General features: G+C 70.8%; 12 protein-coding genes. 5 read left to right on the top strand and 7 right to left on the bottom strand.

Annotation, left to right across the window (positions count from 1 at the left end):
• Positions 1 to 46: 46 nt before the first annotated feature.
• Positions 47 to 745, top strand: a complete 699-nt coding sequence (locus ACQEU8_RS10035) for a TetR/AcrR family transcriptional regulator (RefSeq protein ID WP_433099023.1) — start codon at positions 47 to 49, stop codon at positions 743 to 745.
• A gap of 138 nt (positions 746 to 883) precedes the next feature.
• On the opposite strand, the gene ACQEU8_RS10030 is transcribed toward ACQEU8_RS10035, so the two are convergent.
• The 4 genes from ACQEU8_RS10030 to ACQEU8_RS10015 form a co-directional block, all read right to left on the bottom strand.
• Positions 884 to 2,137 (bottom strand): hypothetical protein, encoded by a 1,254-nt coding sequence (locus ACQEU8_RS10030; protein ID WP_433099021.1) that lies wholly within the window; start codon positions 2,135 to 2,137, stop codon positions 884 to 886.
• Positions 2,119 to 2,898, bottom strand: coding sequence for an ABC transporter ATP-binding protein (locus tag ACQEU8_RS10025; RefSeq protein ID WP_433099019.1), 780 nt, complete (start codon positions 2,896 to 2,898; stop codon positions 2,119 to 2,121). The genes ACQEU8_RS10030 and ACQEU8_RS10025 overlap by 19 nt, the downstream gene beginning before the upstream one ends.
• Positions 2,899 to 3,067: 169 nt before the next feature.
• Positions 3,068 to 4,474 carry an aspartate aminotransferase family protein gene (locus ACQEU8_RS10020; protein ID WP_433099017.1) on the bottom strand — a complete coding sequence of 469 codons (1,407 nt, stop codon included), beginning with the start codon at positions 4,472 to 4,474 and terminating at the stop codon, positions 3,068 to 3,070.
• Positions 4,459 to 4,938, bottom strand: a complete 480-nt coding sequence (locus tag ACQEU8_RS10015; protein WP_433099015.1) for an Lrp/AsnC family transcriptional regulator — start codon at positions 4,936 to 4,938, stop codon at positions 4,459 to 4,461. Before ACQEU8_RS10015 ends, ACQEU8_RS10020 begins: the two co-directional genes overlap by 16 nt.
• 180 nt (positions 4,939 to 5,118) lie before the next feature.
• Between ACQEU8_RS10015 and ACQEU8_RS10010 the strand changes: the two genes are divergently transcribed.
• The gene (locus ACQEU8_RS10010; RefSeq protein WP_433099013.1) at positions 5,119 to 6,552 is read left to right on the top strand and encodes a gamma-aminobutyraldehyde dehydrogenase; all 1,434 of its coding nucleotides are present in this window, start codon (positions 5,119 to 5,121) and stop codon (positions 6,550 to 6,552) included.
• A gap of 87 nt (positions 6,553 to 6,639) precedes the next feature.
• Here ACQEU8_RS10010 and ACQEU8_RS10005 read toward each other — a convergent pair whose 3' ends face one another.
• The 3 genes from ACQEU8_RS10005 to ACQEU8_RS09995 all read right to left on the bottom strand — a co-directional run bounded on the left by ACQEU8_RS10005 (position 6,640) and on the right by ACQEU8_RS09995 (position 8,854).
• Complete coding sequence (locus ACQEU8_RS10005) at positions 6,640 to 6,999, bottom strand: zinc-ribbon domain-containing protein (RefSeq protein WP_433099011.1); 360 nt, start codon at positions 6,997 to 6,999, stop codon at positions 6,640 to 6,642.
• Between the two features lie 71 nt (positions 7,000 to 7,070).
• Positions 7,071 to 7,820: a glycerophosphodiester phosphodiesterase gene (locus ACQEU8_RS10000; protein ID WP_433099009.1), complete on the bottom strand. Its 750-nt coding sequence runs from the start codon at positions 7,818 to 7,820 to the stop codon at positions 7,071 to 7,073.
• Positions 7,817 to 8,854, bottom strand: coding sequence for an adenosine deaminase (locus tag ACQEU8_RS09995; protein WP_433102282.1), 1,038 nt, complete (start codon positions 8,852 to 8,854; stop codon positions 7,817 to 7,819). Before ACQEU8_RS09995 ends, ACQEU8_RS10000 begins: the two co-directional genes overlap by 4 nt.
• A 137-nt stretch (positions 8,855 to 8,991) precedes the next feature.
• Here ACQEU8_RS09995 and ACQEU8_RS09990 point away from each other — a divergent pair, with 137 nt between their 5' ends.
• The 3 genes from ACQEU8_RS09990 to ACQEU8_RS09980 all read left to right on the top strand — a co-directional run bounded on the left by ACQEU8_RS09990 (position 8,992) and on the right by ACQEU8_RS09980 (position 12,857).
• Complete coding sequence (locus ACQEU8_RS09990; protein WP_433099007.1) at positions 8,992 to 9,681, top strand: DUF4190 domain-containing protein; 690 nt, start codon at positions 8,992 to 8,994, stop codon at positions 9,679 to 9,681.
• 310 nt (positions 9,682 to 9,991) lie between these two features.
• The gene (locus ACQEU8_RS09985; RefSeq protein ID WP_433099005.1) at positions 9,992 to 11,515 is read left to right on the top strand and encodes a gamma-aminobutyraldehyde dehydrogenase; all 1,524 of its coding nucleotides are present in this window, start codon (positions 9,992 to 9,994) and stop codon (positions 11,513 to 11,515) included.
• 100 nt (positions 11,516 to 11,615) lie between these two features.
• The gene (locus ACQEU8_RS09980; protein WP_433099003.1) at positions 11,616 to 12,857 is read left to right on the top strand and encodes a polyamine ABC transporter substrate-binding protein; all 1,242 of its coding nucleotides are present in this window, start codon (positions 11,616 to 11,618) and stop codon (positions 12,855 to 12,857) included.
• The last annotated feature ends 49 nt before the right edge of the window (positions 12,858 to 12,906 follow it).

The following is a 12,906-nucleotide window of genomic DNA, read 5'->3' as shown; positions in this document are numbered from 1 at the left end:
ACCCGCTAAATGGACGGTGCCTTCCACTTGTGGTCAAGTGAGAGACATGCCAGCCCAGTCGTCTCGGAAACCGGCCTCGTCCTCGTCCCGCACCGGCGTCCCGAAGCAGCGGGCGGACGCGCGGCACAACCGGGCCCGCATCCTCAGGGCCGCCCGCGAGGCGTACACCCGCGAGGGGACCGACGTACCCGCCAGCACGATCGCCCGCAGGGCAGGTGTGGGTGCTGCCACTCTCTACCGGCACTTCCCGACCCGCGACTCACTGATCGCGGAAGCGTTCTCCGAGCAACTCGCCCAGTGCGTCGCGGCACTCGACGACGCCCTTCGGGACGACGACCCCTGGCGCGGCTTCTGTTCCGTCCTCACCAAGGTGTGCCGAATGCAGGCTCAGGACCGCGGTTTCAGCGCCGCGTTCCTCTCGCAGTTCCCCGACACGGCCGACTTCCACCGTGAACGTGCCCGCGCCGAGAGGGGTTTGGCCCGGCTCGTGCGGCGCGCCAAGGATTCGGGGCAGCTGCGCGAGGACTTCGACCAGAGCGACGTCACCCTGCTGTTGCTGGCCAACAACGGAGTCGTGGGGCAGCCTCCTGAGGTCGCCATGGCCGCCTCGCGCCGGCTGCTCGCCCACTTTCTCCGCTCCTGCCGGGCGAGGGGCCAGGAAGCTGCGCTGCCGGAGCCTCCCGCGCCGCTGCGGCTTGACGACCTCCACGGCCATGCATACCGGCCGCCACATGGGACCGGCTGAGGGGCCGGCCGCCCCAGGGCGCAGACTGCCCAAGCGCAGCAGGGGGTGCCCCTGTCCGACGCTTGCGGGCTGCGGGTGGGTTGTGGCTGGTCGCGCAGTTCCCCGCGCCCCTTCGGGGCGCGCGCAGCGCCCGGAGCCTCACCGCGGCGGCACCGCCGCGAGCAGCCCCGCGGTCACGGCGAGCGCCGCGAACAGCACCGTGACGACAGCACCCCGCAGCAGCGTCACCGCCCGCCCCAGCCGCCGGGGCGCCCCGATCCGGTCCAGCAGCTCCCTCAGCGGGGCGCGGCCGCGCCGGGTCCTGGCGAGGGCTGCCAGCACGGCGCCGCCCACACAGCACCCGGTCAGCACGGCCGCCAGCCCCACCAGCGGGCCGGGAGCGGGTGTTCCGTCGTCGGCGAGCCGCGCACGGGCGAGGGCCACCAGTGCCGCCGCCACCGCGCTCAGTGCGCCGAGTGGCCGTCCCAGCAGGGGCGCCTCGCGGATCAGTGAGCGCCCCGCCAGCAGCCGTACCAGCCCCGGCCGAACCGAGCCCAGCAGATGCCCGCTCAGTGTCGTCAGGCCGGGACCGGCCAGCACCAGCCCGAACGCGGTGAGCAGCCACCCGGCGGCAAGCGGTGAGGCCGCCAGATCCTCGGCGCGTACCGCCCATCCCTCCGCCGCTCCGGCCCGCGCGGCGTAGGCGGCCAGGAGCAGGCCCCCGGCCGTCAGTGTGGTGCCGCACAGCAGCTCCGCCCAGCGGGAGGCGGCGGTCCAGTCCCGCCGCTCGGTGGCGGTCGCCTCGCCGACCCCGGCCCGTGTCTTGGAGCCCCGTGTCGAAGCCGGGACCGCAGTCGGGGCCAAGGAGTCCTCCGGTCCCGGAGCGCCCGCCCTCGCTCCCCGGGCGGCCGCGAAGGCGGCCAGCAGCGGGACGGCGCTCAGCAGGGTCACAACGGCGGGCGCAGGCAGCGGCTGCCCCGGCAGCGGGAGCCCGGCGGAGGGGCCGGGCAGCGCCAGCCCGTGCGCCGAGTCGTCGGCGCCGCCGATACCGCCGACGCCCCGTACGGTCACCAGCAGTGCCACCGCGCTGCCCGTCACGCTGGGTGCCGCGGTGGTGCGTGCGGCCAGCAGCGGCAGCCGGGCGGGACCCAGTCCGGCAGCGTCCAGCCCGGAGCGGGCCGCGGCCCGGGGCTCGGTACGCCCGAGGGCAGCGGCCAGCTGCGCGGTGACGGCGAGCGGGACCGTGCACCACAGCAGCCGTACCAGGGCAGCCGCCCGGTTGTCGGGGTGGTCCAGGGCGTAGGAGAGCGTCGCGAGCAGCAGCAGGCCGACGCCTGCGGAGGCGCACAGGAGCAGCAGCCGGAGCAGCAGCGCCAGAGGCGGCGCCGCGAGGGTCAGACGGAGAGTGAGCACGCTGCCGCGCCTTCCGGTCCTGCGGACGGTGCGGCCGGGCCGCCGGGGGTGGGAGTGCGTGCTCGCCGCCCGTCGGTGAGTGCGACGATGCGGTCGGCGAGCGCGGCGCCGGTCGCGTCCGCGGTGCGTGCTGCCTGGTCGAGCGTGAAGTCGTGGCTGGCGAGGAGGACGGTGATGCCGTGCGAGCGGGCGGCCGCAGTGAGCGCTCGCAGCACCTGGGCGCGGTCGCCCTGGTGCAGCGGCGCTGTCGGCTCGTCGGCGAAGACCACGTCGGGGGAGTGGACCAGTGCGCGGGCGACGGCGACGCGCTGCCGCTGTGCCTGGCGCAGTACTGCGGGCCGCTTGCCCGCGCAGTCGCCGACATCCAGCCGCTCCAGCCAGGCCCCTGCTGTGCTGCGGGCGGCGCGGTAGCCGCTGCCGTGCAGCAGGAGGGGGAGCGCGGCGTTCTCCCAGACGGTGAGTTCGGGAACGAGACGGGGGCTGCTGTCGATCCAGCCGAAGCGGTGCAGCCGCAGCCGCTCGCGGGCTGCCCGGCCGAGGGTGTGCACGGGGGAGCTGTTGAACCACACCTCGCCCTTTTCCGGCAACAGTTGTCCGGACAGACAGCGCAGCAGTGTGGATTTTCCGCTGCCCCGGGGGCCTGTGACGGCGAGGATCTCGCCTTCCCGGACACCGATCGAGACGCCCTGTAGCGCGGGCGAGCCGTCATAGGCGTAGTGCAGTCCTCGCGCCCAGAGCACGTCGTCCGGCGGGGCGGCCATGGGGCACCTCCACTCAACATCGCGGGCCGTCGTTCCCTCCGGAGGGTGAAACGAGGGGCGGGGGCATCGGTCACTGAACCGATGCCCCCGCCCCTCGTGCGGCCGTGTGGTGCGCTGGCCTGGGCTTCAGGCGTGGAGGCGCACTGCTGCGCTCTCGCCCGAGTGCGGCCTACAGCTTCGTCCAGGCCTCCGTCAGTACGGAGCGCAGGATCTGCTCGGCCTCGTCGAAGACCTTCTGGTCGGAGATCAGCGGCGGGGCGAGCTGGACCACCGGGTCGCCCCGGTCGTCGGCGCGGCAGTAGAGGCCGTTCTCGTACAGCGCCTTGGACAGGAAGCCGTACAGGACCCGCTCGGACTCCTCGTCCGTGAACGTCTCCTTGGTCGCCTTGTCCTTGACGAGTTCGATGCCGTAGAAGAAGCCGTTGCCGCGTACGTCGCCGACGATCGGCAGGTCGTGCAGCTTCTGGAGGGTGCTGAGGAAGTTGCCCTCGTTGTCGAGCACGTGCTGGTTGAGGCCCTCGCGCTCGAAGATGTCGAGGTTGGCCAGGGCGACGGCGGCCGAGACGGGGTGGCCGCCGAAGGTGTAGCCGTGCAGGAAGGTGTTGTCACCCTTGTAGAACGGCTCGGCGACGCGGTCGGAGATGACGGCGGCGCCTATCGGGGAGTAGCCGGACGTCATGCCCTTGGCGCAGGTGATGATGTCGGGCACGTAGCCGAACTTGTCGCAGGCGAAGATCGTGCCCAGCCGGCCGAAGGCGCAGATGACCTCGTCGGAGACGAGCAGCACGTCGTACTGGTCGCAGATCTCGCGGACCCGCTGGAAGTAGCCGGGCGGCGGCGGGAAGCAGCCGCCCGCGTTCTGCACGGGCTCCAGGAAGACCGCGGCGACGGTCTCCGGGCCCTCGAAGAGGATCTGCTGCTCGATCTGGTCGGCGGCCCAGCGGCCGAACGCCTCGGGGTCGTCGCCGTGGATCGGGGCGCGGTAGAAGTTGGTGTTGGGCACCTTGTGCGCGCCGGGGACCAGCGGCTCGAACGGGGCCTTGAGGGCGGGCAGCCCGGTGATGGACAGGGCGCCGTGCGGGGTGCCGTGGTAGGCGACGGCCCGCGAGATGACCTTGTGCTTGAGCGGGTTGCCGGTCAGCTTGTGGTACTGCTTGGCCAGCTTCCACGCGGTCTCGACGGCCTCGCCGCCGCCGGTGGTGAAGAACACCTTGTTCAGATCGCCGGGGGCGTGGTGCGCCAGCCGCTCGGCCAGCTCGACGGCCTTGGGGTGCGCATAGGACCAGATGGGGAAGAAGGCGAGGTCCTGGGCCTGCTTGTTGGCGGCCTCGGCCAGCTCGGCGCGGCCGTGCCCCGCCTGGACGACGAACAGGCCCGCCAGACCGTCGAGGTAGCGCTTGCCGTCGGTGTCGTAGATGTAGACGCCCTCACCGCGGGCGATGGTCGGAACCGGCGCGTGCTGGTACGACGACATGCGGGTGAAGTGCATCCACAGGTGGTCGTTCGCGGTACGGGAGAGGTCCTTGCTCCCCTGGCTGGCGTGACTGTCCTTGCTCACTTTTATCGCGTTCCCCATGTGTAGGTCTGCTTGCGCAGCTTGAGGTAGACGAAGCTCTCCGTCGACCGCACGCCCGGCAGGGTCCGGATGCGCTTGTTGATCAGTTCGAGGAGATGGTCGTCGTCGTGGCACACGATCTCGACCAGCAGATCGAACGAGCCCGCCGCGATCACGACGTAGTCGACCTCGTCGATCTCGGCGAGCGCGTCGGCGACCGGTTCGACGTCCCCGTCGACCGTGACGCCGAGCATCGCCTGGCGCATGAAGCCGACGGTCAGCGGATCGGTCACCGCGACGATCTGCATGACGCCCTGCTCCTGGAGTTTCTGGACGCGCTGGCGTACGGCCGCCTCCGACAGGCCCACGGCCTTGCCGATGGCGGCGTACGGACGCCGTCCGTCCTCTTGGAGCTGTTCGATGATTGCCAGGGACACGGCGTCCAGGGAGGAGGAGCCGGTTGTCTTCTTCGAGTCGCGAGCCACGGTTGCCACTGTGCATGAGACATCCTCCGTCGCGCAACCCTTCAGCGATGTAATCCGCAGCCAATCGGCTCACGAAAAACTGATTCCGTTGTTCGGCGACGTCAGGCGTATCGAAAACGTTGCTCTGCCGGTTAGGGTGGCAGTCTCACCCAATGGACAACGAAGCAGGAGGGGTGCGAAGTGACCACCGAGCTGCGTCGACTGCGCAACTACATCGACGGGGAGTTCAGGGACGCCGCTGACGGCCGGACCACCAAGGTGGTCAACCCGGCGACGGGTGAGGCGTACGCCACGGCACCACTGTCCGGCGCCGCCGACGTCGACGCCGCGATGGCCGCGGCCGAGGCCGCCTTCCCCGCCTGGCGGGACGCCACGCCCGGCACCCGTCAGCAGGCCATTCTCAAGATCGCCGATGCCCTGGAGGCACGCGCCGACGAGCTGCTGGCCGCCGAGTGCGAGAACTGCGGCAAGCCGCTGGAGCTGACCCGGCAGGAAGAGCTGCCGATGATGCTCGACCAGATCCGCTTCTTCGCGGGCGCCGCGCGGATGCTGGACGGCAAGTCGGCCGGCGAGTACATGGAGGGCCTGACCTCCTTCGTACGGCGCGAGCCGATCGGGGTGTGCGCCCAGGTGGCGCCGTGGAACTACCCGGCGATGATGGCCGTGTGGAAGTTCGCCCCCGCACTGGCGGCGGGCAATACCGTCGTGCTCAAGCCGTCGGACACCACGCCGGCCTCCACGGTCTTCATGGCCGAGGTCATGGGCGAGATCCTGCCCAAGGGCGTCTTCAACGTGGTGTGCGGCGACCGGGACACCGGCCGGCTGCTGGTCGAGCACAAGACCCCGGCGATGGCCTCGATCACCGGGTCGGTCCGGGCCGGCATGGAGGTCGCGGCCAGCGGCGCCAAGGACCTCAAGCGCGTCCACCTGGAGCTGGGCGGCAAGGCCCCCTGTGTGGTGTTCGACGACGCGGACATCCCGGCGGCCGTCGAGGGCATCAGGGACGGCGGCTTCTTCAACGCCGGACAGGACTGCACAGCGGCCACCCGGGTGCTCGTCCAGGAGGGCGTCTACGAGGAGTTCGTGCAGGCCCTCGCCAAGGCAGCCGCCGAGGTCAAGACCGGTGACCTGAGCGACGAGGACTGCTTCTACGGCCCGCTGAACAACCCCACTCACCTGGAGAAGGTGGAGGGCTTCATCAACCGCCTCCCGGCACACGCCAAGGTCGAGGCGGGCGGCGAGCGGGTCGGCGACAAGGGCTACTTCTACGCGCCGACCGTCGTCTCCGGGCTCAAGCAGGACGACGAGATCATCCAGAACGAGGTCTTCGGCCCGGTGATCACCGTCCAGAAGTTCACCGACGAGGCCCAGGCGGTCGAGTGGGCCAACGACGTGGAGTACGCGCTCGCGTCGTCGGTGTGGACGACCAACCACGGCACCGCCATGCGGATGTCCAAGGCGCTGGACTTCGGCTGCGTGTGGATCAACACCCACATCCCGCTCGTCGCCGAGATGCCGCACGGCGGCTTCAAGAAGTCCGGCTACGGCAAGGACCTGTCGACGTACGGCCTGGAGGACTACACGCGCGTCAAGCACGTGATGACGGCGCTGTGAGCCGGTCCCCTCGCTGAGAGCGGACACGCATCGGGGCCCGCATCCCACCGGGATGCGGGCCCCGTCGTACGAGTGCGAGCCGTTGACTCAGGACTGGTACGGGTTCTGTGGCTGCTGACCCGCGAAGGGGTTGCCGCTCTGTGCGCCCGGCTGCTGCGGGACGCCGCCCGTGCCCTGCCCCGGCGCCGGCTGCCCGGCCGGGGGCGCGCCCTGGGCCTGGGCCAGCATCTGCTCCGCGTTCTCCTTGGACACCTCGGACTGCGCTCCGCAGAAGGTGCACTGGAGCGAGTGCTTCGCAGGTGCGATCGGGAAGAGCGGAATGAAGAAGAGCGAGAACTTCGTCACGCGCTTACGCAGTGCGTGTGCAGCCGGGTTGCCACAGAAGCCGCAGAGCAGGTTCAGCATGGCCAGCTGCACCAGCTTGCTGCTGGTACCGAAAATGATCATGGCGGTTCCTTCACGAGTGCGTAGACGGCGAGTATGAGCCAATCACTCGTATGTGCCCGCCGAAAGCCACATCATGTAACAGCCCTGCCCCAACCCCGTTCACCGGGCGGCGACTCCAGGGCACTCACCAGTCGGTCGATGTGGTTGGTGGTGATCGCGTCGACGCCCATGGCGGCGAGCCGGCGCATGGTGCGTACCCGGTCGGCCGTCCACGCGGAGACCAGCCTGCCGTCGGCGTGCGCACGGGCGACCAGTTCCGAGGTGAGCAGCCCGAAGCCGTAGTTGAGCCAGCGGGGCCGAAGATCCGCCAGCAGCGTCGGCCGCACCGGGGCCGCGCGGTCCCAGCTGAGCGCCACCTCGGCGTCCGGTTCGGCCGCCCGCACCCGCCGCATCGCCTCCGGGCCGCCGCAGTAGTAGACGCGCTCGGTGGCGTCCGCCGCGCGCACCGCCGCGGCGGTGGCCCGTACCGCCGCCGGGTCGGGCAGGTCGATCAGCGTACGGACCGTACGTGTGACGGCCAGCGCCTCCGTGAGCGAGGGCACACCGTCGGCCAGCTCGGTCAGCCGCTCGTGGGTGAGGCCGGAGACGGCGGCGTCGTGCCGCCACAGCCGCTCCAGTGTGCGGTCGTGCAGCACCACGGGGACCCCGTCCCGGGTGAGCCGTACGTCCAGCTCCACCGCGTCGGCCCCGGCGGCCACGGCGGCGCGGAACGAGGGCAGGGTGTTCTCGCGTGCCACGAAGGGCGCGCCCCGGTGCGCCACCGCGGCCGGCCTGCCGCGCGGGGGGTACGGGGGTGGTGCCGCTGCTGCCTCGTCGGTCACCTGGGACGCTGCCAGGCGGCCAGATAGGTGTCGATCTCCTCGCACAGCCGGGCCTTGCCCGTCTCGTCCAGGAAGGACACCTTCACGGCGTTCCTCGCGAGCGTCGCGATGCCGGGGGCGTCCAGGCCCAGCAGCCGGGCGGCGATGCCGTACTCGGTGTTCAGGTCGGTGCCGAACATCGGCGGATCGTCGCTGTTGACGGTGACCAGGACGCCGGCCTTGACCATCTCGCTGATGGGGTGGCTCTCCAGTGTCTCCACGGCGCGGGTCGCGATGTTCGAGGTGGGGCAGACCTCCAGCGGGATGCCGCGTTCGGCCAGGTGCTCCAGCAGCCGGGGGTCCCGGACGGCGCTGGTGCCGTGGCCGATGCGCTCGGCACGCAGCGAGGTGAGCGCGTCCCAGATCGTCTCCGGGCCCGTGGTCTCGCCCGCGTGCGGGACGCTGTGCAGTCCGGTGGCCAGCGCGCGGTCGAAGTACGGCTTGAACTGCGGCCGTGGGACGCCGATCTCGGGCCCGCCCAGACCGAAGGAGATCAGCCCGTCCGGTGCCATCTCGGTGGCGATCCTGGTGGTCTCCTCCGCCGCCTCGAGACCCGCCTCGCCGGGGATGTCGAACGTCCAGCGCAGCACCACGCCCAGTTCCCGCTCGGCGGCGCGGCGGGCGTCCTCGATGGCCTCCAGGAAGGCGCCGTCCGGAATGCCGCGGCTCACGGAGCTGTAGGGGGTGACGGTCAGTTCCGCGTACCGGATCGACTGCCGCGCCATGTCCCGGGCGATCTCGTACGTGAGCAGACGTACGTCCTCGGCGTCCCTGATCAGGTCCACGACCGACAGATAGACCTGGATGAAGTGCGCGAAGTCGGTGAACGTGAAGTACTCGGCCAGCGCTTCCGGGTCGGCCGGCACCCCCGCCTCGGGGTGGCGTGCGGCGAGCTCGGCAACGATCCGGGGCGAGGCGGAGCCGACGTGGTGCACATGCAGCTCGGCCTTGGGCAGCCCGGCGATGAAGGCGGCCAGGTCGGAAGGAGCGGCCAGGTCGGAAGGATGGGACAAGAGAGACCTCCGGCTGAATTGCGGGTCCGGATCATCGTAGGCGTCCGCCGTCAGGAGCGGTGTCCGAGCTGCGGCATAGCATGAAGGGCAGGGAACGGGAGGAGAGGAGAGGGGACGCGATGGACGAGGGGGCAGGGCATCTGCCGCCTGCCGGAGCGCCCGGGCAGGCGAGCGGGGGGAGTGGTAACGGGCCGGGGGAGGAGAAGCCGCCCCCGATACCGCCCGCGCCGGACGGGCCGGGCCGCTCCTACGGCGCACAGCCCCCGCCCGGGTACGGCCGGCAGGGCGGCCAGTCCGGACAGGGGGCGCAGGGCGGATACGGCGGCGGACCGGCCGGTTACGGGGCAACCGGTGGGTACACGGGCTACAGCGGCCAGGCGGGCTACGGCGGCTATGGGGGTTACGGCGGTTACGGCGCCGGGGCGTACCCACCGAGCGGATACGGGTGGCAGGGGCCGCCCCCGCCGGTCGGCAAGTCCGTGGCTGCCATGGTGGTCGGCATCGCCAGTGTGGTGCTGGTGGTCACCTGCTGGGGCAGCTTCCTGGCGGTCTTCTCCTCCGTCGTCGCGCTGTGCCTGGGGGTCAGCGCCCGGCGCGGAGTGGAGCGGGGAGAGCTGGGCGGCGGCGGACAGGCGACGGCCGGGTTCATCCTCGGCATCGTCGGGCTGGCGCTTTCGGTGATCGTCAGCACGCTGCTTGTCCTCAGCCTGACGGTCTGGTCGGAGGACTCCTCAGGCGGCTCGGACGGGGGCAGCGGTGACTCCTACAACGCGCGGGGCTCGCACACACCGGTGCTGCTGACTCACTGAACGCCTCTTGGGGGCACGACAGTTCGGACAGGGCGGCCTTCCGCGGGATGCGGAAGGCCGCCCTTCGCCATGCTCTTCGGTCGGGCTCCGAGGCCGCCCCGCACGGGGCTCTCCCATCGCGAGGCGAAACCCACGCCGGAGTATCGATTCCGTGGCGTAATCAAAAGATAACTACGGAATCCCTTGTTGGATGGTCGAACGCCTGCCAGGATCAGCTGCCAACAGTGGCCTGGGCCACGGTGCCGCGTCAGCCGGTCCGTGCCCCCGAGCCACCGGAGTACGCCGCACGCAGTAGTGGTCAGGAGTCCCGATGGTCCAGCGCTTCGATGTGTCCGAACGGTTCGCCGCGGGCGCCCAATACGTCGCGGGCAGGCTCGGGCCCGGCACCTCGGGCCGCTCGCACGCGGTCGTGGACCCCGCGACCGGCGGAGAGCTCCACACGTTCGAGCTGGCGAGCGCCTCCGACGTCGACGCCGCTGTCCGCGCGGCCGACGAGGCCCTTCCCGGCTGGGCGGGTGCCACCCCCGCAGAGCGGTCCGAGGCCATGCACCGCTGGGCGGCTCGGCTGACCGAGCTGACGGACGAGTTCGTGTACGCCGAGTCGCTGCAGTGCGGCAAGCCGCTCAAGCTCTCCGCCGAGTTCGACGTCCCCGGCTCCTTCGACAACGTCGCCTTCTTCGCGGGTGCCGCCCGCCACCTCACCGGCGCCGCGGCAGCCGAGTACAGCGGCGAGCACACCTCGGCCGTCCGCCGTGAACCGCTCGGCGTCATCGGCTCCATCGCCCCGTGGAACTACCCGCTCCAGATGGCGGCCTGGAAGATCCTCCCGGCCGTGGCGGCGGGCAACACCATCGTCCTCAAGCCCTCCGAGCTCACCCCGTTCACCTCCCTGATGTTCGCGCAGGCCGCATACGAGGCGGGTATCCCGGCCGGCGTCATCAACATCGTCACGGGAGCGGGCCGGGACGCGGGAGAGGCGCTCGTCGCCCACCCCGGCGTGGCCATGACCTCGTTCACCGGCTCCACCGCCGTCGGCAGGCGCGTCGCCGAGATCGCCACCACCGCGTCCCGGCCCGCCAAGCGCCTCCACCTCGAACTGGGCGGCAAGGCGCCCTTCCTGGTGTTCGACGACGCCGACCTGGAGGCCGCGGCACACGGCGCGGTCGCCGGTGCGCTGATCAACACCGGCCAGGACTGCACCGCGGCGACCCGGGCCTACGTCCAGCGCCCGCTCTACGACGCGTTCGTCTCCGCCGTCGCCGACCTGATGAACGAGGTGCGCGTCGGTGACCCGTTCGCCGAGGGAACGGACCTGGGGCCGCTGATCTCGCACGCGCAGCGCGACCGGGTGGCCGGTTTCGTGGACCGGGCCCGCTCCTACGCCACCGTCGTCACCGGTGGCCGGGCGCCGGGCGGAGAGCTCGCCAAGGGCGCGTACTACCGGCCGACGCTGATCACCGACGCGCCGCAGGACAGTGAGGTCGTCCAGCAGGAGATCTTCGGACCCGTCCTCGTCGTCCTCCCCTTCGACACCGATGACGAGGGCATCGCCCTGGCCAACGACACCCCCTACGGCCTCGCCGCCTCCGCCTGGAGCCGCTCCGTCTTCCGCACCGGACGAGCCGCGCGGGAGCTCCAGGCCGGTTGTGTGTGGCTCAACGACCACATCCCGATCATCAGCGAGATGCCGCACGGCGGCTACAAGGCGTCGGGCTACGGCAAGGACATGTCCGCCTACTCCTTCGAGGAGTACACCCAGATCAAGCACGTCATGTCGGAGACGACCGGCGTCGTGCGCAAGGACTGGCACCGCACGGTCTTCGGCGACCGCTGAGCGCCCGTACGCACGACCCCGCCGTACCCCCGTCCCCTCCTCCGCACAACCCCCACACCCCCCACCCCTTCCCCGTTCTCCTTCCAGGAAGGCGGTCCCCATGGACCTGTACGAAGGACTGCCGGAGCCCGTCGCCAAGGCGTGGGAACGCGGTCTGACCAGTGGCCGCGCCGCGATGTCCCGGCGCAGGCTGCTGCAAGCCGCCTCCCTCGCCGCGGCCGGTTCCACCCTCGCCGCCTGCGGAATCCCGCCCGCGGCAGGCAGCAAGGGCGGCGAGGCCCCTGAGGACACTCCCGACCACTCCCGCAAGGAGAAGGTCCTCAACTTCGCCAACTGGCCGCTCTACATCGACGTCGACGAGAAGAACAAGAAGAAGCGCCCCACCCTCGACCGCTTCGAACGCGAGAGCGGCATCAAGGTCAAGTACGTCGAGGACATCAACGACAACAACGAGTTCTACGGCAAGATCAAGCCGCAGCTCGCAGCAGGCCAGGACACCGGCCGCGACCTGGTGTGCCTGTCCGACTGGATGGCCGGCCGCGTCATCCGGCAGGGCTGGGCGCAGCGCCTGGACCCGGCCAATCTGCCGCACGCCGTCACCAACCTGGAGGACCGCTTCCGCGCAGCGGCGCACGACCCCGGACGGCAGTACAGCTATCCGTGGGCGGGCACGGCCTGCATCGTCGCGTACAACAAGAAGGCCACCAAGGGGAAGAAGGTCACCAGCGTCACACAGCTGCTGGAGGACGAGTCCCTCAAGGGCCGGATATCCATGCTGACGGAGATGACCGACACCATCGGGCTGACCATGCTCGACATGGGCGTCGACTCCGAGCACTTCACCGAGGACGACTTCAACGCCGCGATCGCCCGCATCCAGAAGGCCGTCGACCGCAAACAGCTGCGCCGCTTCAGCGGCAACGACTACATGGACGAGCTCAACTCCGGCGACATCGCCGCCTGTCTGGCCTGGGCCGGTGACGTGGTGCAGCTCCAGCTCGACAACCCAGATGTGGAGTTCGCCGTCCCCGCGCGCGGCTACCTCTTCGGCACGGACGACCTGCTGGTACCCGCCAAGGCCCGGCACCGCGGCAACGCCGAGGCGCTGATCGACTACTACTACCAGCCCAAGGAAGCCGCCGAGCTGGCCGCGTGGGTCAACTACATCTGCCCGGTCTCCGGCGCCAAGGCCGAGATGGAGAAGATCGACAAGGAGCTGGCCGAGGCTCCGCTGATCTTCCCCGACGAGCGCATGATCGCCAAGGGCAAGAACTTCCGGCCGATGAGCGCCAAGGAAGAAGCACGGTACGAGGAGAAGTTCTCCAAGCTCATCGGGGCCTGAGCCGCCCGCGTCCCTGCCCGCCGGGCCTGCTCCCCTCCGCTGTGGGACC

Source organism: Streptomyces sp. CA-250714 (genome assembly GCF_050936705.1).
Classification (GTDB): Bacteria; Actinomycetota; Actinomycetes; order Streptomycetales; family Streptomycetaceae; genus Streptomyces.
Note: the sequence above shows the minus strand (reverse complement) of the source record. Positions and strands in the feature narration are given on the sequence as shown.

What these genes read in the sequence shown, in the direction of transcription:
- ACQEU8_RS09980 (WP_433099003.1), top strand. Translation starts at nt 11,616, where the DNA reads ATGGACCTGTACGAAGGACTGCCGGAGCCCGTCGCCAAGGCGTGGGAA.
- ACQEU8_RS10035 (WP_433099023.1), top strand. Translation starts at nt 47, where the DNA reads ATGCCAGCCCAGTCGTCTCGGAAACCGGCCTCGTCCTCGTCCCGCACC.
- ACQEU8_RS10020 (WP_433099017.1), bottom strand. Translation starts at nt 4,474, where the DNA reads ATGGGGAACGCGATAAAAGTGAGCAAGGACAGTCACGCCAGCCAGGGG.
- ACQEU8_RS10005 (WP_433099011.1), bottom strand. Translation starts at nt 6,999, where the DNA reads ATGATCATTTTCGGTACCAGCAGCAAGCTGGTGCAGCTGGCCATGCTG.
- ACQEU8_RS09990 (WP_433099007.1), top strand. Translation starts at nt 8,992, where the DNA reads ATGGACGAGGGGGCAGGGCATCTGCCGCCTGCCGGAGCGCCCGGGCAG.
- ACQEU8_RS09985 (WP_433099005.1), top strand. Translation starts at nt 9,992, where the DNA reads ATGGTCCAGCGCTTCGATGTGTCCGAACGGTTCGCCGCGGGCGCCCAA.
- ACQEU8_RS10025 (WP_433099019.1), bottom strand. Translation starts at nt 2,898, where the DNA reads ATGGCCGCCCCGCCGGACGACGTGCTCTGGGCGCGAGGACTGCACTAC.